This window comes from candidate division WOR-3 bacterium, assembly GCA_039801905.1.
GTDB lineage: Bacteria > Hydrothermota > Tepidihabitantia > Tepidihabitantales > JBDRVQ01 > JBDRVQ01.
This window is the reverse complement of the sequence record JBDRVQ010000001.1, coordinates 29,471-48,950: the sequence shown is the minus strand read 5'-3', so window position 1 is coordinate 48,950 and position 19,480 is coordinate 29,471. Positions and strand designations below refer to the sequence as shown.

13 protein-coding genes and 1 tRNA gene are annotated in these 19,480 nt (G+C 44.5%); 10 read left to right on the top strand and 4 right to left on the bottom strand.

Features of this window, described 5'->3' with window-relative positions; all coding sequences use genetic code 11:
- Positions 1-379 precede the first annotated feature (379 nt).
- The 6 genes from ABIL00_00260 to ABIL00_00235 all read left to right on the top strand — a co-directional run bounded on the left by ABIL00_00260 (position 380) and on the right by ABIL00_00235 (position 5,189).
- A tRNA-Lys gene (locus ABIL00_00260) sits at positions 380-452 on the top strand.
- A gap of 15 nt (positions 453-467) precedes the next feature.
- The gene (locus ABIL00_00255; GenBank protein ID MEO0109196.1) at positions 468-1,580 is read left to right on the top strand and encodes a glycosyltransferase family 4 protein; all 1,113 of its coding nucleotides are present in this window, start codon (positions 468-470) and stop codon (positions 1,578-1,580) included.
- Positions 1,577-2,572 carry an ABC transporter ATP-binding protein gene (locus ABIL00_00250; protein ID MEO0109195.1) on the top strand — a complete coding sequence of 332 codons (996 nt, stop codon included), beginning with the start codon at positions 1,577-1,579 and terminating at the stop codon, positions 2,570-2,572. The genes ABIL00_00255 and ABIL00_00250 overlap by 4 nt, the downstream gene beginning before the upstream one ends.
- The gene (locus ABIL00_00245; GenBank protein MEO0109194.1) at positions 2,569-3,405 is read left to right on the top strand and encodes an ABC transporter permease; all 837 of its coding nucleotides are present in this window, start codon (positions 2,569-2,571) and stop codon (positions 3,403-3,405) included. The genes ABIL00_00250 and ABIL00_00245 overlap by 4 nt, the downstream gene beginning before the upstream one ends.
- A 1-nt stretch (position 3,406) precedes the next feature.
- Positions 3,407-4,240 carry an ABC transporter permease gene (locus ABIL00_00240; protein ID MEO0109193.1) on the top strand — a complete coding sequence of 278 codons (834 nt, stop codon included), beginning with the start codon at positions 3,407-3,409 and terminating at the stop codon, positions 4,238-4,240.
- Positions 4,197-5,189, top strand: a complete 993-nt coding sequence (locus tag ABIL00_00235) for a 4-hydroxythreonine-4-phosphate dehydrogenase PdxA (protein ID MEO0109192.1) — start codon at positions 4,197-4,199, stop codon at positions 5,187-5,189. Before ABIL00_00240 ends, ABIL00_00235 begins: the two co-directional genes overlap by 44 nt.
- Here ABIL00_00235 and tsaD read toward each other — a convergent pair.
- From tsaD to ABIL00_00215, 4 genes are all read right to left on the bottom strand, one after another.
- The gene (gene tsaD / locus ABIL00_00230) at positions 5,181-6,161 is read right to left on the bottom strand and encodes a tRNA (adenosine(37)-N6)-threonylcarbamoyltransferase complex transferase subunit TsaD (protein ID MEO0109191.1); all 981 of its coding nucleotides are present in this window, start codon (positions 6,159-6,161) and stop codon (positions 5,181-5,183) included. The two genes, ABIL00_00235 and tsaD, sit on opposite strands and share 9 nt — an antisense overlap.
- Positions 6,161-7,054 (bottom strand): hypothetical protein, encoded by an 894-nt coding sequence (locus ABIL00_00225; protein MEO0109190.1) that lies wholly within the window; start codon positions 7,052-7,054, stop codon positions 6,161-6,163. The genes tsaD and ABIL00_00225 overlap by 1 nt, the downstream gene beginning before the upstream one ends.
- Positions 7,055-7,204: 150 nt before the next feature.
- Positions 7,205-10,291 carry a UvrD-helicase domain-containing protein gene (locus ABIL00_00220; GenBank protein ID MEO0109189.1) on the bottom strand — a complete coding sequence of 1,029 codons (3,087 nt, stop codon included), beginning with the start codon at positions 10,289-10,291 and terminating at the stop codon, positions 7,205-7,207.
- A gap of 2 nt (positions 10,292-10,293) precedes the next feature.
- Positions 10,294-13,038 (bottom strand): PD-(D/E)XK nuclease family protein, encoded by a 2,745-nt coding sequence (locus ABIL00_00215; protein ID MEO0109188.1) that lies wholly within the window; start codon positions 13,036-13,038, stop codon positions 10,294-10,296.
- Positions 13,039-13,226: 188 nt separating this feature from the next.
- On the opposite strand from ABIL00_00215, the gene ABIL00_00210 reads away from it, so the two are divergent.
- The 4 genes from ABIL00_00210 to ispH all read left to right on the top strand — a co-directional run bounded on the left by ABIL00_00210 (position 13,227) and on the right by ispH (position 19,479).
- Positions 13,227-16,640 (top strand): S8 family serine peptidase, encoded by a 3,414-nt coding sequence (locus ABIL00_00210; GenBank protein ID MEO0109187.1) that lies wholly within the window; start codon positions 13,227-13,229, stop codon positions 16,638-16,640.
- 700 nt (positions 16,641-17,340) lie between these two features.
- Complete coding sequence (gene cmk, locus ABIL00_00205; GenBank protein ID MEO0109186.1) at positions 17,341-18,006, top strand: (d)CMP kinase; 666 nt, start codon at positions 17,341-17,343, stop codon at positions 18,004-18,006.
- Positions 18,003-18,635 (top strand): lysophospholipid acyltransferase family protein, encoded by a 633-nt coding sequence (locus tag ABIL00_00200; protein ID MEO0109185.1) that lies wholly within the window; start codon positions 18,003-18,005, stop codon positions 18,633-18,635. The genes cmk and ABIL00_00200 overlap by 4 nt, the downstream gene beginning before the upstream one ends.
- Entirely contained in the window at positions 18,616-19,479 is an 864-nt protein-coding gene (gene ispH / locus ABIL00_00195; protein ID MEO0109184.1) for a 4-hydroxy-3-methylbut-2-enyl diphosphate reductase, read from the top strand. The genes ABIL00_00200 and ispH overlap by 20 nt, the downstream gene beginning before the upstream one ends.
- Position 19,480 lies beyond the last annotated feature (1 nt).

Sequence of the window (19,480 nt, the reverse complement as noted above, 5' to 3'; positions counted from 1 at the left end):
ATTTAATGGAAGGCATAATATAGGGTCTAAAATAAGGGATAATTTTACACGTAATTGGAGATCTAATTGAGGATTTAATAAATACTCTAAAAGAGGGTATAATTGGAACTTTAATTCAGAGTTTAATAGAAGGGATAATAAAGAGTTTAATCCTATGTCTAACTATGGGTTTAATCCGAAGGGAAAATGGAAGCCTAATTGAGAATGATTAGTGGAGATGGATAATCTTTTCTTTTTGAGTAGAGCCTTCGCTTTCCATCCGCTCCCAATAAATGGGTTGGCAATTGTCAAGTTTTCTATCGGCTTTAGGTACTTTTAAAGATAGTGGTGGGAATATGGAAAGTTGACTTTTTGCCATTTCTAATTAAGATTAGCTATCGGGTCGTTAGCTCAGGTGGCAGAGCACCGGATTTTTAATCCGGTGGCCGCAGGTTCGAATCCTGCACGACCCATTTTCTATTCTTTTAATGAATGTTCTCTTAATCAATTGGCGCTGCCCAAAAAATCCCTTAGCCGGAGGGGCGGAGGTCTATGCTTATGAGATCTTCCGGAGATTGGCAAAAAAAGGGTTTAAGATAACCTACCTTTCGGAAAGAGCCAATCTGCCGGATGAGGAGGAAATAGGGGGGATAAGATTTTTAAGAAGGGGCGGAAAAAATACCTTCAATTTTACTGTGTATCGCTTCTTGCCCAGAATTGTTAAAGAAAATAACTTTGACTTAATCATTGATGACTTAAATAAAATACCCTTTTATTCTCCTTATTTTATAAAAGAGATTCCAGTCTTAGCCATCCTGATGCACCTCTTCCGGAAGGCGGTTTATAAAGAGACCTCTTTTTTATTTGCCACCTATGTCTACCTTGCGGAAAATCTCATCCCTTGGGTTTATAAGGATAATTACTTTGCGGTTCTTTCGGAAAGCACCAAAAGGGATTTGCTTAACTTATTTAAGAAGGATATTAGCGAAAGGATAAGGGTGATTCCACCCGGAATTGATACTCAGTTTTACCAACCGGATTTTAATAAGAAGAAAGAGAAGATTATTTTGCATTGCGGCCGGTTAAAGAGGTATAAATCAACCGACCATCTATTATTGGCAACTCATCTCCTATTTCAGAAGCGAAGGGATTTTCGGGTGGTGATTGTTGGGGATGGGGATGACTTAATGAGATTAAAAAAGATGACCAAAGAGTTAGGGATGGAGGCGGTTGTGGAGTTTACTGGTTATATAAAAGAGGAGGAGAAGTTAAATCTTTATCAATCCGCCTACTTTTTGGTTGAGAATTCCATTAAGGAGGGTTGGGGTCTAATTATTGTTGAGGCAAATGCCTGCGGCACACCGGTAATTGCTGCCCGCTCTCCTGGTTTGGTTGATGCGGTAAGAGAAGGAAAGACTGGACTTTTTTATCAATACGGTGATATTAAAGAGTTGAGCGAAAAGATGGCTTTTCTTCTTGACAATGAGGAGATGGTTGATAGAATGGGAAAGGAAGGGAGAATGTGGGCAGAAAAATTCTCCTGGGAGGAGTCGGCACAGAAGATGGAGGATTTGATAAGATTAGTTTTGGCGAAGAGATGAATGCCTTAGAGGTTAGGGATTTAACGAAGAAGTTCCGCCGGGGGAAGGGTTTGAAAAAAAGGGAAATCCTGGCGGTGGCTAATGCCAGTTTCTCCATTGCCGAAGGGGAAATCTTTGGCCTTTTGGGTCCGAACGGAGCCGGGAAGACAACCTTGGTTCGGTGTATCGCTACTCTATTGATTCCAGAGAGTGGGAAGATATTGCTTTTCGGTCGGGATGTCTTTGCCAATTCCCTTTGGGCGAAGGGGAATATTGGACTTTTAACCTCTGGCGAGAGGACACTCTATTGGAAACTTTCCGCGGTTGATAACCTGAAATTCTTCGCGGCTCTTTACGGACTTTCACCTAAGGAGCGGGATAAAAGGATTGACTATCTTTTAGAACTTTTAGGTTTGAAGGAGGTGGCTTACGAAAGGGTGGAGAGGTACTCTTCGGGGATGAAGCAGAAATTATCTTTGGCCCGGGCTTTACTCCACGACCCAAAGGTTTTACTCTTAGACGAGCCGACCTTAGGTTTGGATCCGGGTTTTGCCCGTTTCATCCGGAATTTTATCCGGGAGGAATTGAAAGGGAGGCATAAAAAGACGATACTTTTAACCACTCACTATATGGAAGAGGCGGATGAGTTATGCGACAGAATCGCCTTTATCAATAAGGGTAAGATTGTTGATGTGAAGACGCCGGCGGAGTATAAAAAGGAGATGCCCCATAAAGAGATTTTAGAGATAAGATTTTTTGGCTCTTGGGATAAGAGTAAGATTGAGAAGATACCAATGGTAGAGAGCATCTCTTCTTTTGCGAAGGATGGGATAACAACCTTGAAGATTATCGCCCCCCGGGTGGAGGAGATTCTGAGTGAGGCGATTAAGGCGATTGGGGAAGGAGGAAAGATATTGTCAATCAATAACCAGGAGCCAACCTTAGAGGATGTTTTCCTTTATATTACGGGAACTTCCTTAAAGGAAGATACCAAAGAAAATTTGGCAGAATGAAGAGAGAGGTAATTTTGAGAAATCTGCGGGTGATTAAGGCGGAGGTGATAAAGACGATAAAAATTTGGTTCACCTATCCGATAATGCTTGTCTTCTGGGGAATTTTCCCTTTAATCTGGGTATTACCTTTTATCTTTCAAGGCAAGGCATTCGTTGGTAGTTTAACCAGTGAATCCTTTAAGAACCTAACGGGAAGCGCTAACTACCTCTCCTTTGTCCTTTTGGGAGCAATCATCTCTACTTACATCTTTTCTGGTTTATGGGGGGTAGGGAATGCGCTCCGGGAGGAGACTTATTGGGGAACCTTGGAGTATATGTTTGTCTCTCCCACCCACCCGATGGTAATTCTTATCGGTAAGACGGTGGTGGAATTTCTCTATGCCACGGTGGTGGTTATTGCCCAGGTACTAATTTCGGTATTCCTTTTAGATTTAAGGGTGGGGGTAAAGCAAATTTTGCCTGTGGTCTTAATTGTTTTATTACTTCTCATTGGCTTTTACGGCTTGGCGATTGGTCTAGCCGGATTTACCCTATTAATTAAAGAGGTTCATGGATTTGTCCACACCTTAGAATGGGTCTTTTATCTCTTTTCCCCAATCCGCTATCCGGTGGAGATAAATCCCATCACGAAGACTATCTCCCTTCTTTTGCCTTTGACCTATGCCTTAGTGGCGGTGCGGGCGATTGTTCTCTTAAATAAGAGAATTTTGGATTTGGGTCAGACAATTCTCCTCTTAGGGATTATGGATGTTGTCTTCCTCCTGGTTGGTATCTTACTTTTTACTTATCTGGAAAAGAAGACGAGAAGGATGGGGACGATTGCTATGTATTAAAATGAAGAGGCTGATCGGATATCTGCGAGCAATCTGGGCGGAAAATATTAAAGAGTGGAAGATAGAATTGGCTTATAAGGCGGATTTTATCCGAGGAATGATTGACCCGTTAGTCTACCTTTTGCCCCATCTCCTTTACGGTATCGCTATTGTTGGGGGCCGTTCTTCTCCTTATTTAGAGAAACTCGCGGGAAGTAGTGATATTATCACCTTTGTCATATTAGGTTATATCTTCATCGGTTTTTTGAATATGGCGCTTTGGGCGATGGGTTTCTCTTTAAGAAAAGAGCAATTTCACGGCACCTTAGAGATCGTCTTTGCTACCCCGGTTCCCCGTTGGGTCTTCGCCTTAGGGATGGCTTGCCATTCTACCCTGCACCAGTCAATAATTGTCATCTTTCAATTGATTGTGATGTATATCATCTTCTCTTTTACGATAAAGGTTGGTGGTATTTTGCCTTCTCTTTTAATTATCGCCCTAATGCTTTTTGCCCTCTATGGTTTTGGAATGATGGTGGCGGCACTCACCCTCATCTTCAAACAGGGTTGGTTGGTCTCGGAAGCCCTTTCGGGAATAATGATGGTCATCACGCCGATCGCTTACCCCTTGGCGGTTTTGCCTCTTTTTCTCCAAAAGGCGGCACTTTTTGTTCCAGCCACTTATGGGGTTTTAGGGGTGAGGCACTTCCTAATCGGGGAAAGAATTCCCTTTTCTTTAACCACCCTCTTTCTCCGATTGATTCTCCTCTGCTTCCTTTGGATTGCCTTCGGGATTTTGGTATTCAACCTCATTGACCGCTATACCCGAAGGCAAGGGATACTGGCGACCTATTGATGGTAATAATGGTCAAAAGATAGTTCTCGTGGTGGTTGTCACCTTAGGTGAGATAACAGGGATTGGTCCGGAGGTTGTCTTAAAGGCGATTGCTAAATTCCCACCCCAGGAAGTGAAGATTATTGGTGCTCGGGTTCTTTTGACAAAATTGAGAGAAAAACTAAAGATAGCGATTGATTTTGAACCGTATCTTTTAGACTTTCTACCGGGGATTGATTTTACCTTTGGCAAACCGGATCGGAAGACCGCTCAATTTGCCTGGGAGGGCTTAAAGGTTGGCGTTTCTTTAATAAAGAAGGGAGAGGCGAAAGGGATAGTTACCGCTCCCATTTCTAAGAGCAACCTCTACCGAATTGGCTTCCCTTATCCCGGCCAGACCGAATTCTTCGCCCAGGAGTTTGGGGTGAGAAATTATTGTTTCTTAGCCTATCATAAGAAGATAAAGATTGCCTTTCTCACCTTACATTGTCCTTTGAAAGAAGTACCTTCTCGGATTAAAACTCGTTGGGTAGTGGAAAAGGGCCTTCTCCTTTATGATTTCCTCCATCGGCTTGAGGGGATTGAATCACCAAGGATCGGTCTCTTCTCTCTCAATCCCCACGGTGGAGAATTTTCCCGGGGAGAAGAGAAGGAGATGGCGAAAGGAATAAAGAGGCTAAAAGATTTAGGAATTGATATCGTAGGGACTTTACCAGCCGATTCCTTTCTCTTTTATTATAAGAGATACGATGGTTTTATTTCCCCCTATCATGACCAGGGGATGATAATGGTGAAAACAATCGGCAAGGGTAAAGGGATAAATACCACCTTAGGTCTTCCCTTCATTCGTACCTCTCCTTTGCACGGCACCGCCTTTGACATCGCGGGGAAGGGGGTGGCAGATTCCCGGGGGATGGAAGAAGCGATAAGACTTTGTCGGAAATGGGCGAAGGAGATGGTCTCAGGTTAAGATTTCGTTCGCCTTCGCTGGTAGATCCAACGGCGAAGAGCCGAACCGCTTAAATCTCTCATAACCACAAGCGGCAATCATTGCCGCATTGTCGGTGCAGAGGGAAAGGGGTGGGATGTAAAATCTTATTCCTTCCCTTCTTCCTAATTGTGCCAGACGCGCTCTCAATCGACTATTCGCCGCCACCCCACCGGAAACGGTCATCAGGCGCAAAGAAACTTCTTGCACCGCGAAAACAATCTTCTCTTCTAAGAAGTCAAATACAACTTCTTGAAAGGAATGGGCGATATCTTCCTTCGGATAGTGAGGATTATCTTTCAAAAAATAGAGCACCGCGGTCTTCAAGCCCGAGAAACTGAAATTGGCTCCATTAACTTTGGGGATAGGGAAGTTAATGCTTCTTTTCCCTTCCCTTGCTATCTCTTCAATCTTAAATCCTGCGGGATAAGGAAATCCTAATAACTTTCCTACCTTGTCAAATGCCTCTCCGCAGGCGTCGTCTAAGGTCATCCCTAATAAATGGTACTGGCCAATCTCTTTCACCAAGTAAATCTCGGTATGGCCACCGGAGATGATGAGGGAGAGGAAAGGAGGTTTAATTTCGGGATAAGCGAGGAGGGAAGCGAAGATATGTCCTTCAATGTGGTTCACCCCCACGAATGGTTTATTGAGGCTTAAAGATAAACCCTTGGCAAAGGAGAGCCCAACGAGAAGAGAGCCGATGAGCCCTGGTCCGTAAGTGGCGGTGATGAGATCAATTTCCGAAAAGCCGATTCCGGCTACTGCCAGGGCGGTCTCCGTAATCGGGACTAAATGCTTAATGTGCGCCCGGGAAGCCACCTCCGGTATCACCCCACCGTAGCGGGAATGGAGATACTGGGAGGAGACAACATTAGAAAGAATCTCTCTTCCATCCCGCAAAACCGCCGCACAGGTCTCATCACAAGAAGTCTCAATACCTAAGATATACACTATCGCACCTCCACTTGGAACTTATCCGGTGTGCATCGCTCAAAGGATAATCCCGGAGGTAAAAATATCTGAGCGGGTAGATAATAAATCCCTGGCTTTAAGGTATCAACCGTTAACAAGGCTTTAATCTCTTCTCCCTTTATCTCTTTGAGCCGGGAGGGGGGACCAGAAACGGTAATCTGCGCCTCTTTTGGGCTCACCTTCACCCCTCTTCTATTTGGTCTCACCAAAATTCCTTCCAGGGTGACAGTCGTTTCTGGTTCTACTACTAATTTCACCCGGACCCTTTCCGGTCGGACAGAAAAACCTCTCTTTTCGGGCAAAATTACCTTCAGTTCCTTCACCACCGATCTTTTAACCCCTTTTAAGGAGAAGGGTTCTGTGGGAAGGAAGTTAATAAAAGGTAGTTCTCCCTTCGGAGCGGAAAGAAAAACAGTGTCCAAGACTTCCCAATCGGTAAGGTAAAATCCCTTTTCCATCTCTCCCTCCCAGGAGACTTTAATCGCCACCGGTTTTTCCCCTAAATTATCAATCTCAAAATCAAGGTATTCCGGGCGAAAAGCGACAATTTTAATCCCCTCCTTTACTTTTAAGTCTTCTGGTTTGAACCTCATCCTCTGTCTTCCCAGTCGCGCCTCCGACAATGGAATCTCATAAACCAAGTTAGCCCGCCGCCAGAACAAAAAATCCTTTCCCTTCCCTTCCAAAACCAAATCAACGAATTCTTCGGACTGGTAGGAGATAATCTTCTGGGGAGGAATTCCCTTAAACCGAACAGGGAGGCGGTAGGTGACGATGTAGTTCCGTTCCAGGGTGGCGAAGAACCAAATTGCCAAAGAGAGGAAGAGGGCAAAGATCTTTAAGGGGATATCTCGGAAGAAGAAATTTCTCATTTCCCAATATAAGAAAAATCTCCTCTTCCGTCAAGAAATCTCTCTGCAAGCATTACCAGTGATCATAACCACTCTATGACCCTATCTTTAGTAATACTCCAAAAGCTTTAAGATTAATGGCAAATCCATCTTAAACCGAAAGGGAACAAATTATGGAGTGAGACTTATTTCCCGAGAATTAGCAAAAAGGGGAAAGATTTTACCCAAAGCGGTGAAGATTAAATAGGCACGCACTCTCTTCCCAGGGAAGAAAAGCGAAGCGGCTTTCCGGTAAATTGCCATCTGCTCCCTTTCGTAAAAGTCAAGGAGGAAGGGAATCTCTTCCCCCTTAACGCGATAGGTTTTGTAGTCATAGATTGCCACTTCTTCTTTCCGGACAATCACCCGGTCAATCCTTCCCTGATAGATAAAATCCCCATCCGCCAAAAGGAAGGGTAATTCCGCATAACTTCCCTCTTGCGGCAGAATAATCTCTTTCAAGTTTGACTTTTCTAAGACGGACAACTGTTGCCAAATTCCTCGCACCCAGATTTTTAATTCTTTTTGGGGGACACCGGCTAAAAGGAAAAGCCGCTCGCCCATCCGGGAGACGGCTTCTTTCTGCCAAGCGAGATCCCCTCGGGCAATCTTCTCTAATATCTTATGCATCACCTTGCCAAAAAGGATTGCCCCTTCGCCGTGGCGCCTTAAATCTTCATTCGTCTCTTTGGTGACCGGCTTAATGATCTTTTCCCTTTCTGTGATTTCCGAAAGGAATAGGGGAGAGGTCTTCACCTCTTCTTTTACCTTTTCTCCTTCCTCTTTTTTCTTCGCTAATGATAAGACCTCTTCTCCGGAAAGAAATTCTAACCCCGGCAATTTCACCGGCGAGGAAATTTTCCCTTCCCGCCATTCTAGGGAGAAGATATTTTGGAGCCATTGGAGGCGGGAGCGGGACACTTTATCGGGAATGATTCCGGTAAGGACAAGATAATCCCGAGCCCGGGTGCAGGCGACATAAAATATCCTCTTCTCCTCCTCCAATTGCTTCTCTTCCCTTTCTTGAAAGAGGGGCTCTTCTTTTTGGAGGTTCTTTTCCGGAAGGTAGAGGAGAGAAACCCCTTCCTCCCCTTCTTCTATGACAAAGTCTTCCTTGCCCTGATGGGAGAGTAAATTTTCATCCAAACCAGCGAAGAAGACAATGGGAAATTCTAACCCCTTCGCCGCATGCACGGTCATAATCCGCACCGCCTTGATCCCTTCCCAAGAGACATCCGCCTTTGGTTCATCGGTATTCTTCTTCGCCCTTGACAGATATTCTCTTATCTCCCAAGGAGATTTTCCTTCCCATTCTAATTCCTCACAGATGCGAATGAACTTCTTTATATTGGAATACTGTTGGTCCGAAGGGAAGAGTCGCCAGACGCCCCGCCGATTGAGAATCTCTTCTAAGAGAAGGGAAATGGGAAGTTTAAAAATCTTTTCCCGATAGGAGGCGAGTTCTTCTGCAATCTCTTTCTTCCCCTTTTCCAACTTTTGGTAGAGGCATTCTCCCGCCCGACTCTGGAGGAGGAGAATCTCCTTCTCGGATAGAGAGAAGAGAAACTTTAAGATGAGGTAGAGGCTAAAATTATCAGTTGGTTCTACTAAGAAGTTAACTAAGGCGCAAAGGAGTTGCACTTCTATTTCTTGATAGAAGCCAACCCCTTTCACCACCAGATAAGGTATAGCGGCATCCTTTAAGGCTTTCTCGTAAAGGGGAAGATGGGTTCGGCGCCTTAGGAGAATGGCAAAATGCTCATAACCGGCGGGGATTGGTTTCTCCTCCCGATCAAAGACAATTTTCTCTCCCAAAAGGGTTTTAATCCGCTGGGCGATAAGTTCTGCTTCCAGTTTCCTCCTTTCTGGCATCTTCCCTTCCTTTTTGTCTAAAATTATCTCCACCTTTCCCAGTGCGGCATTTTGCCGCCGCCCGATGAATTCGGAGTAAGGGGTCTGCCAGAATGGTTTCCCTTCCCCACCGATAAAAAGTCGGGAGAAGAAGTAGTTGGTAAATTCAATGATGGCATTAAGACTTCGGTAATTATCCTTAACCGTCTCCTCGCGGAACTTATTCCCTAAATAAACTGCCAATTTCTTTTTGGCTCGGGCAAAGATTTCGGATTGGGCATTGCGGAAGAAATAAATTGATTGCTTCTCATCCCCCACCAAAAATAGGGTCGGTTCAATTTCTCTCTCCCGCTTCGCTCCCCAACCGCTTCGCCACTCCTCAGTCAATTTGTCAATGATTGCCCACTGCAAGAAGGAGGTATCCTGAAACTCGTCCACCAAGATGTGGTCGGTGTGCTGGTCAAAGAGATAAAGGATATTCTGCCATTCCGGAAAATTGGTCAAAAGGTCAAAGACTAAAAACTCCAAATCGGGAAAATCTAAAATTCCTTTCTGGTGTTTCCTCTCTTTATATTCCGCCAAGAAGCGGTTTTGGAAGAGGGAGAGGATCTTCTCAAAATACCCTTGGTAGTATCTCTTTGCCAAGAGGATATAAAACTCTTTCAATCTCTCATAGTCAATTTCTTCCCCTTTCCTTGCCTTCCGCACTTCTCCTCTTTTGGTGAGAAAGAGATGCCGATTTTTTTCTAAGAATAAGAAGAGGGACTCCACCTTATCTTTCTCCGGTTCCAGTGGTAAATCAATGCCCATTTTCGTCAATTGGGAGAGATAGTGATCAATATCAAGTTCTTCTTCGGTTGTCCGCCTCAGAAGGGCGATCCGTTTTTTGAACAGTTCCTGAAAGAGTTTAAGAAGGTTGGGCCAACCGCGAAAACCACCATCCGAGATTAAGTCCGATAAGAGGGAATAATCCGGAGAATTTCTCTCTTGGGCGATGCCCATGAGGGTGTCATAAGAGGAGAGAAGCCACAAGATTTCGCTTTCCGGATTGACCTCCAAATCTGGTGGTAATTCTAAATAAGGGGAAAAGGTGCGAATTAAAGAGAAGCAGAAAGAGTCAATCGTGGAGATCCTTAACTTTAAGATACTCTCCTTCAACTTCCTCTCCAAATCCGGGTCTTCTTTTCTTAGGATGCGAAAGATGCGCTCTTTCATCTCCGCCGCTGCCTTTTCCGTAAAGGTGATGGTTAAAATTCTTTCGGGTGGGACACCCCTTTTTAATAAGGCAATGTACCTTCGGGCTAAACGTTCGGTCTTACCCGAACCCGCGGGCGAGCGGACTAAGGTGGTGAGAAGTTCTTCTGCCATTTCTACTCCTGAGCACAGAGAAAAGAATAAAGGCAGAACCGACAGACCCCTTCATCAACTGGGGCCGCAGGAAAAATTCCCTGGAGTGCCTCTTGGAGTACTTCTTGGGCAAATTTTTGCGCCAATTCTTCTTTTTCTTGGCAATCAACCTCATCCTTGGCTAGCCATTTCACCTTCTTCTCCTTAAAGGAATAGAGGGCAAATCCACTTACCGCTAAACCCTTTCGCCGCAGGAGGAGGGAATAGAGGGGGAGTTGGAGATGCTTCCCCTTTTCAATGTCTCCGGGATAAATATCCGTGCCCCCGGTTTTGTAATCCAGAATCAGATATTTATTATCTTGGTTTTTATCAATCCGGTCAATCTTGCCGTAGAGATTAATTCTGAGGAGATCTCCTTTCACCCGCTCCTCAATCCTTTCCGGATAATACCCTTTTTCCCTTAGTTCTTTTTCCATCTCTAAGAAGTTGGGTAAAATCTTTTCAAAAATCTTCTTTGCCACATCCTGCCAGAAAAGGGGAAAGCCACTCTGGGCGAGGAGGGAGGAGAGAATCTTTTCTACCCTTTTCGGTATCTCCTCTAAGGGGATAAATTCTTTTCTTTCCGCATAGAGCCTTTCCAAAACCTGATGCGCCAATTCTCCCCATTCCCGAGGTTCAATCTCAAATTTTGTCTCCTCTTCTGTTACCAATCCTAAGATATTTTCCAAATAGAAGTTGTAAGGACATCTTCTCAGTTTCTCAATCTCGGTCACTTGGACATAGGGATAAAACCTTCTTTTCAAAACCCTTTTCGCTTCTCGGTCGGTAGAGAAATCAACCCCTTCCGAAGAAAAATCCTTCTCCTCTCCTAATCCTAAAAGGCGCTCTTTCTCCTCCTCGGTAAAGATTATTCTCTCCCTTTTTGCCAAAATCGCTTCCCCTTCTAAGAAGGGAGAAGGGAGAAATAGTCTTTCACCTTCCTGACGGGGATAGGAGAGATAAATCTCTTGGGCGGACCTTAATATTCGGAAGAAATGAAGTCTCTGCCACTTTTGGTGTCTTTCTAAATGCAAAAGATTTAATTTTTCCCTAAGCCAATCGGGCAAAAATGGGTCGTGTCTTAAAGGGGAAGGGAGACTTCCCTCACAGAGACCGCCGAAGAAGATATGTTTTGCGGTTAAACCCCTTGTCTCCAATAATCCTAATATCCTAACCCCTTTCTCCTCCCGCTCCGGAATAATGGGATGATATTTGAGAATTGTCTCTAAGATCTCTAAAAATTCTGCCAGACTACATTCGGTTTCCCGGAAAGACTCTAAACCCTGAAAGATAGAAACCAACTCTTTCTTATCTTCCCAGAGTTCTAAGTCTTCTTCCTTTAATTCTCCGGGCCAACCCAACTCTTTAAGAACGGAGGAGAGAAGGGAGAGAAAGTCGGTAATTTTCCCTCTTTCCCTCTTTAGGGTGCCGCTCACTGAAAGGAAGAGATTGATATCCCTTTCTACTTGGAAGATACCGGGAAGAGAAGACTTCTTCCCTTTCTCCTCTCTATATTCTTTAATCAAATCCCGGACCAAATTCCGCCAACTAAATTCCCCTTTAATGATTTTTGCCCGCCGGGCATAATAGGAGACAAAATTTCTGGTCTTGATATGGAAACGAGAGAAGAAAGGAGAAGTGAGGCAAGTTATCGTTGGCAAAAATGGATAGTCATCAACCACCGCCCTTAATAGATTAATTACCGGTATCACCACCGGCGAGGCGAGAAGGGAACGTTGGGGATAAAGGGTGAAAGGGATTTTATACTTCTTAAAGACCCTTTCCACAATTGGGGCATAACTATTTAAATCGGGAAAGGTGACGATCGTCTGGGAAAGTGATAATTTCCCATCCAAGAATAACTTTTTTATCTTTTGGGCAATCCCTTCCACCTCTTCTTCCCGGGAAGGAAATTCTAAGAAAGCCATCTTCTCCCGCTCTAAGAAACTATCATCTCCTCTCTCTTCTATCACCTCAAACCCTCCTAAGGAAGAGATGAAATCGGCAAACTCCTTAGGGAGGGAATAAATCTCGGGAAACCGGGTATCAAAATAGGCTAAGGCGAGGATATGCTCAAAGTTATTGATTAAGGCGGATAAAAAATCTTCTTCCAACTTCGTCAAATCCATAAACCCGTCAATTACCAGAACCCCTTTCCTTTTCTTTCTTTTTTGCAAATAAATTGTCGCCTCCTTCAATATATCTTCGGAATCGGCAAGGGAATTTTCTTTAAGGCCTTCCTCGTATCTTTCTATTAGCGCAAATATCTCCTCCATTCTCAGCCTCTTTGGGGAAAAGGGGGCTAAACGATTTTTGATTAACCCTTTGGTCTTTTCCCATTCTCTCATCAGATTGGCGGATTTTAAGTCTTTAATCAACTCTCCGATGTGATAGTAATAGCTAAGAGAGAAGTTTCCTTTAATCAAACTTTTAAGAAAGACGGGTTTTAAGGAATCGGGCAGAAATACCTTCTCCGCAAAAGAAGAGTATATCTCTTGGGCTAAGGTCTTTATCGTTAAAAACCGGGGTGGGATAAAGGCAAAAGGAGAGTTAGGAAAAAGGGAGATAAAAATTTTTATCGCCTCCCTTGCCTTTCGGGGTGTAGGTGCCAGATACAGGATCTCAGAATAATCCCGATTTTTTCCCTTTTCCGAAAGGGATAGGGCATCCGATAGGAGCCTTTTCGTTGCCCCTTCCTTCCCAAAAGGAAAGAGATATAAGTTCCTCATTTGGAGGATTATAAAGCGATTTCGGATAAGATCAATACTGTTTGTGTAATGTTTACAGAGGTCGTGACCATCCCAAAATTGGGAAAGCGTTAAAAATATTCCTCTGGCAAGGGCAAACCATCAACCATAACTTTGTTAACCCTTGCCGAGAAGATTGACTCCCCTCCCTTCTTCTTTATAATAGTTTTATGGGGTTAAAGAAAGGCAAGAAATTTATCTTTGCCATCCTTCCCTTAACCTTTCTCTTCGGCGGTGAGATTCTCCCATCCCTTGGTACCATTCTCCAAAAGGCAAAACCTGACACAACGATTCCGATCGTCCTCCATCTGACAGAGGAAGCCGACCTTTCTTTATTAAAGGGAAAGAGTAGAGAGGAGAAGGTTAATTACTTGAAAGCCTTTGCCCAAAAAAGTCAAGAACCCATTATTAAGAAGTTAAGAGAAATTGGTATCACCAATGAGCGGTCCTTTTGGATTGCTAACTTTATCGCCTTTAAGGCAACCCCGGAGATGATAAAAAAGATAAAGGATTGGGAGGGAGTGGATTATCTGGTTGAAGATTTCGTCATCCAATTACCAAAATTGACAAAATCAACGGAGCGCGATCTCTTGGAGGATCCGGAATGGAACATTACAAAGATCAAAGCGGATTCTTGTTGGGCATTGGGCTATACCGGGGAAGGGGTTGTCGTAGGCAATTTAGACACCGGAGTTGATGTTTATCATCCGGCTTTTGGCAACCGCTGGCGGGAGCGCAACGGCTGGTTTGATGCCGTTGCCCATCATCAAACCCCTTATGATGATAATGGGCATGGCACTTACACGATGGGGATAATCTGTGGTGGTGATGGTTTTGGTCCTTTTCCCGAGGATATCGGTGTGGCACCCGGTGCCCAATTTATTGCCGCTAAGGGATTTGACCGGTTAGGAACGGGATGGTTTTCCATAATTGCGGAGTGTCTCCAATGGTTTGCCGGATTGGGTGAAGATGCCCCCCAGGTGATAAGCAACTCTTGGGGTGGGGAGAGAACGGCCACCCTCTTTTGGAATATCCTCCGGAATTTAAGAGAACTTGAGATTATTCCTGTTTTTGCCATCGGTAATAATGGTCCTAACCCAATGACCGACTTAGCACCGGGTAACTTCCCAATTGTGATTGGTGTTGGGGCAACCGATATTAACGATACAGTGGCAAGTTTCTCCAGTCGGGGTCCGGCTCCCAATCTTCCGCCCTGGAATCAATCGGAGTATTGGGGAAGACTGGATTGGAATTTTATAAAACCGGACCTTGTTGCCCCGGGGATTGGGATTCGTTCCGCCTCTCCCGGAGGCGGTTATATTGTGAGTAGAGGGACATCCGCCGCTGCTCCCCACATTGCCGGGGCGGTCGCCTTGCTTCTGGATAAGGGGTTTTCTGAGTATCGGGCGGTGTATTCCGCTCTCCTTGATTCTTCGGACCAGCCAATTCAAGGTGGACCCTATCCCAATAACAATTACGGTTGGGGGAGGGTCAATTGTCGGAGGGCGATCTCCACCTTCCAGCCCTTACTCAATGATCTGAAAACGATCGCCATTCATATGCCGGAGACGGTCTATTGCGAAAGTAGTTATCCCATCCAGGCGACAGTGAAAAATGTTGGGCTTTTGACCCAAAGGGATGTGCCGGTGAAACTCCAAATCACTGGACCGGATGGTTATTCATATCAAGGCGAAGAGAGACTTTCTATCGTATTGGGTAGGGATACTGCCCGAGTGGTCTTTAATCCCGATTGGCTTGCCCCTTACTATTTAGGGATTGTTACCTGTTCCGTTAAGGTCTGGACCGAACTGAGAGGAGACGAGCGGCCACGCAACGATACTTTCCGGCGGAGGGTGAAGGTGAGAAAAAAAGAGATTGTTTTCCCTCCCTTCTATGCGGAAGATTTTGATGGGGATTGGGGACCTTATGGTGACAATCCACCTTTTGGTTGGCGCATTGGAGCGGGAGGAAGTGAATCACCTCCGGTCTGGAATACCAACGATTGGCATAAGGGAAGAAAAAATGGGCGATGGGGAGCGATGATTTCCGATGAGATATTGGAGGTGAATAATGACACCTTAATCTCCCCGGTAATTAACTGTGCCACTGCCAATTCCGTTTGGTTGAGTTACTTTAATGATTATGATGATAATGAAAGATATCCGGACTCCGGAGTAGTTTTGCTCTCAACGGATAACGGTTTGAGTTGGCATAGTATTGCGAAATATAAAGGAACTGATGATTACGGATACGTCCTTCACGAAATTACCGATTTCGTAATTGGCAAGCCCACTGTTCGGATCGCCTTCCTCTATTGTGGTGATCACGGAAACTATTGGCTAATTGACGACTTCTTAATCCTCTCGGAATCAACCCCCGCTTTCCTCTGGTTTCCCAAAGCAGAGTTTCCCTTAGGACCCAGTAAGAAAAAGGTGAAGGGTGGGGGATGTTTGGTGGCGGTTAACGATACCACCATCTACGCCTTAAAAGGGAATAATACAAATGATTTCTACCGATATTCTATTCGGAATGACACCTGGGAATTCGTTGACAGTTTTCCAAATTCGGAGGCGAAAAAGCGGGTAGGGAAGGGGGCGGCAATTACTTATGATGGTCGGAGGTATCTCTATCTTCTTAGAGGTCATAACACAAAAGAATTCTGGCGCTACGACACAAAAAGGGAGGAACCGGTCTGGCTAAGGTTAGCGGATGTTCCGGGTGAGAAGAAGGTTTTGGCTGGGGCAGGACTCACCTATCTCCAATTGGGCGATACCGGATATGTCTATTTTTTGAAAGGGAGAAGAACCACGGAATGGTATGCTTATAATTGTGAGAGGGAGATTTGGTTTACAGACTTACCTTTTCCGCCCGAAGGTCCAGGAAAGAAGCGATTTGATAGGGGAAGTGCCCTCACTACTGATGGGCAGAATATCTATGTTTTGAAAGGGAAGACGAATAAGTTTTATGCCTATGCCCCCCGTCTTCGTTTATGGATGGAATTGTTTGATTTGCCACCCACGGAGAAGGCAAAAGTTGTTAGAGATGGCGCATTAACCTATGATAAAAAGTTAAAACTTATCTATGCCTTTAAGGGTGGAAATAGTCCAGAATTTTGGGCTTATGACATCAGAGGAGAGAGATGGTTTTCCCTTACTCCCTTACCCATTACCGGAAAAAGGAGAGGGGTAAAAGAAGGTGCTTCTCTGGCTTATGCCCAGGACAAGGTCTATGCCTTAAAAGGGAATAATACCCAAGAGTTTTACGAGATGAGAACCACAATGTCTTCCCTTACCATTCCGGATCTTTTATTTTCACCAGCGAAGCGAACCCTCTATTTAGAATTACCAACCATTATCCGGCAGGAGGCAAAGATTAGCTACCGGGTAGAAAGGCCGGGGAGATTGGAGATCATCCTTTATGATGCTACCGGCCGACGGGTTGATATTCTTTTAAGGAGAGAATTGCCCGGGAAATATTCTGACTCTTTTCTCTTCAATGCCCAAAGACTCTCCCCCCGTATCTATTTTCTTTTTTTCCGAAAAGGAAGAGAAGCGATATTAAAGAAACTTGTGATTACGAAATGAGGTGAATCGCTAATAACCTCTTTTTCCCTTCACTATCTACCCCAATCACTACCAATATCTCCAATTTCTCTCTCTTATTTGATATATGACCGCAACCAAAATTAACACGCCTCCGAGTATATCCGTTCCGAATAATCTCTCTGCCTTAAAGTTTCTCTTAGGATTAGGCTTCCATTTAGACTTCGGATTAAACCTTTAATTAGGCTCTGGATTATACCTTGGCTTAGGCTCCTGATTATCCTTCTCTTTATATCCTCTTTTAGACCTTCTATTAAATTCTTGATTAAACCCTTTATTAAATCTCCGATTAAGTCTAAAATTACGCCTTTTATTAAAACTTCTATTATCCCTTCCATTAAATCCCTGATACCATCCCCTGTATGCTACACCCCTTTTTATAAAGATAAACCCCTCCTGTTTGATAAAGGTCTTATGATTTAATGCCATTTTTATTAAGTGCTAATTATCTCATAACACCTCCTTAATCTCTCTTCTGAGATAAGGGTTGGGATTAGAACCCAATAACTTACCTTAATAATTTCTTTTAACTTCTTCATAGCCCTCTATAATAAATACGGAAATACCCCCCATTTTCTGACACTAAATTTTCAGTTCCATTTCGGTAAATCTTCCTCTCCGGCACAATTTCTGCTCATCCTTCCACCATTGAAAAATTGGAAATTATTGTTAGAATTATGACATGAGATATTTTAAGGTGGCAGTAGATGGTCTCTCGGGTTCCGGAAAGACAACGATGGCGAAGTCCGCTGCCCGGAGGTTAAATTGGTTCTATCTTGAGACTGGTTCCTTTTATCGGGCATTCACTTTGGCGGTTTTAAGGGAAAAGATAGATTACCAAAATTTTAATAATTTAAATAACCTCTTAGCCCGCACGGTTATTGATTTCCACTGGGATGGGAGGGAGGCGAAGGTCTATCTGAACGGTGCGGAGGTGACCGGAGACCTGCGCCGACCGGAGGTTGACCGGATAGTCTCTTATCTCTCTGAGATTAAAGCGGTGAGGGAGAGAATGGTGAGGTGGCAGAGAAAAATTGCCGAGGGGAAAAATGTGATTGGCGAAGGGAGGGATATCGGAAGTGTTCTCTTTCCGGATGCCGACTTAAAGGTCTTTGTCTTTTGTGATTTAAGGGAAAGGGCGAAGAGGCGAAGGAAGGAGTTGGCAAAGAAGGGGATTCTCCTCCCCTTAGAAGAGATTATGGAGAATTTGCAGGAGAGGGATCGGATCGATTCCTGGCGGGAGGCAAGCCCTCTGGTTCGTTTACCTTCCGCAATCTATATTGATACCACCCATCTGACAATTGCCGAAGAAGTGGAAATTTTTATTGATTTGATTAAGACCTTATGAAGTGGCGCTTCCTTTTCGGACTTCTCTTCGTTTATCCGATTGCCAAAATCCTCCTCCGGCTTAAAGTCTTAGGTCGGGAGCATCTCCCCAGGGGAGGGGTGATAATTGTGGCTAATCATACCTCCAATTTTGACCCTCCCCTCTTGGTCTTGGCGGCAAGGAGGGAGATGTATTTTTTGGCAAAGGAGGAGTTATTTAGGGTCTCAAAATTTTTCTCCTGGTTGATAAGAAGTTTTAATGCCCTACCCTTATCTCGGGGAAGGTTTTCTAAGGGGCTATTATTAAAAATTAAGGAGTTGACAGAAAAAGGAAAGGCAATTCTTATCTTTCCCGAAGGGACCCGCTCCCGGAATGGGAAGATGGGGGATTTTAAGCCCGGGGTCGGTTTTATCGCCAAGTTCATTAAGGTGCCGGTGGTACCCTGCCTGGTGAGAGGGGTGAAGGATTCAATTATTCCGATGATTGTTGACCGGGATTTGGTAAGGGAAGGTTTGAGAAATTCTTATGCCCTACCGAAGATTGAGGTGCGATTTGGAAAACCACTCTCTCCCGAAGAGGATATTAAAAATTTTGCCTTTAATCTGAGAAAGAGGCTGGAGGAGATGGCAGATGAAGGTTTTGGCGGTTAAGCCCTTCGGCTTCTGTTCCGGAGTGAAACGCGCCCTCCGGCTTTTAGCGGAGGCGAAGAGGAGATATAAAAAGATTTATACCTTAGGGGAGATTATTCATAACCGGCCGGTGGTGGAGAAGTTAAAAGGAGAGGGGATCTTCCCCTTAAAGAAGGTGAGGAAGAATCTTAAAGGAGTGTTGGCGATAAGAACCCATGGTATTTCTTCGCGCCACTTGAAAAAAATAGAAAAATATGGTATAAGATTGGTTGATACCACTTGCCCTTATGTGAGAAGGGTTAAGGAGATAGTAGAGATGCTATTGGCGGATGGCTATCGGGTTGTGGTGCTCGGCGACCAGGATCACCCGGAGGTGATCTCCCTGATGGAGGACCTGGGGGAGAGAGGCTTTCTCTTTTCTACCAACCCTTCTCAAAAAAGGGATTTGACTTTTCTCGGAAAATGGGATAAGGTTGGGATTGTTTGTCAGACGACCTTAGCTAAGGAGTTTATGGATTCTGCCCTCTCGGAGATTGTGAAGAATGATTTCTCGGAGATCCGCGTTTTTAATACCATCTGCCGAGAAGTTTTCTGGCGGCAGAAGATGTTTAAGGAGGTGATGGGAAAGGTTGATGCCGGTCTGGTGGCGGGAGGGAAGGAGAGTGCCAATACCCGAAGGTTGTATGAGATCGGCTCCCTCTCGGGCAAACCAATCTTCTTACTGGAAGGGGAAGACGAATTGTTACCCTTAATTGAGAGGTTAAAAGAGTTAAATGTGGAAAGTGTTGGTTTTGTCTCGGGCGCCTCCACGCCCGATGATTTTTGTTCTTGGGTAATCAAAAACTTAAAAGAGGAGGGAAAATAAA

Excerpts from the sequence above, each read along its gene's own strand:
- ispH (MEO0109184.1), top strand. The coding sequence starts at position 18,616 with ATGAAGGTTTTGGCGGTTAAGCCCTTCGGCTTCTGTTCCGGAGTGAAA.
- ABIL00_00210 (MEO0109187.1), top strand. The coding sequence starts at position 13,227 with ATGGGGTTAAAGAAAGGCAAGAAATTTATCTTTGCCATCCTTCCCTTA.
- ABIL00_00250 (MEO0109195.1), top strand. The coding sequence starts at position 1,577 with ATGAATGCCTTAGAGGTTAGGGATTTAACGAAGAAGTTCCGCCGGGGG.
- ABIL00_00200 (MEO0109185.1), top strand. The coding sequence starts at position 18,003 with ATGAAGTGGCGCTTCCTTTTCGGACTTCTCTTCGTTTATCCGATTGCC.
- ABIL00_00240 (MEO0109193.1), top strand. The coding sequence starts at position 3,407 with ATGAAGAGGCTGATCGGATATCTGCGAGCAATCTGGGCGGAAAATATT.
- ABIL00_00220 (MEO0109189.1), bottom strand. The coding sequence starts at position 10,291 with ATGGCAGAAGAACTTCTCACCACCTTAGTCCGCTCGCCCGCGGGTTCG.
- ABIL00_00215 (MEO0109188.1), bottom strand. The coding sequence starts at position 13,038 with ATGAGGAACTTATATCTCTTTCCTTTTGGGAAGGAAGGGGCAACGAAA.
- ABIL00_00225 (MEO0109190.1), bottom strand. The coding sequence starts at position 7,054 with ATGAGAAATTTCTTCTTCCGAGATATCCCCTTAAAGATCTTTGCCCTC.
- cmk (MEO0109186.1), top strand. The coding sequence starts at position 17,341 with ATGAGATATTTTAAGGTGGCAGTAGATGGTCTCTCGGGTTCCGGAAAG.
- ABIL00_00255 (MEO0109196.1), top strand. The coding sequence starts at position 468 with ATGAATGTTCTCTTAATCAATTGGCGCTGCCCAAAAAATCCCTTAGCC.
- ABIL00_00245 (MEO0109194.1), top strand. The coding sequence starts at position 2,569 with ATGAAGAGAGAGGTAATTTTGAGAAATCTGCGGGTGATTAAGGCGGAG.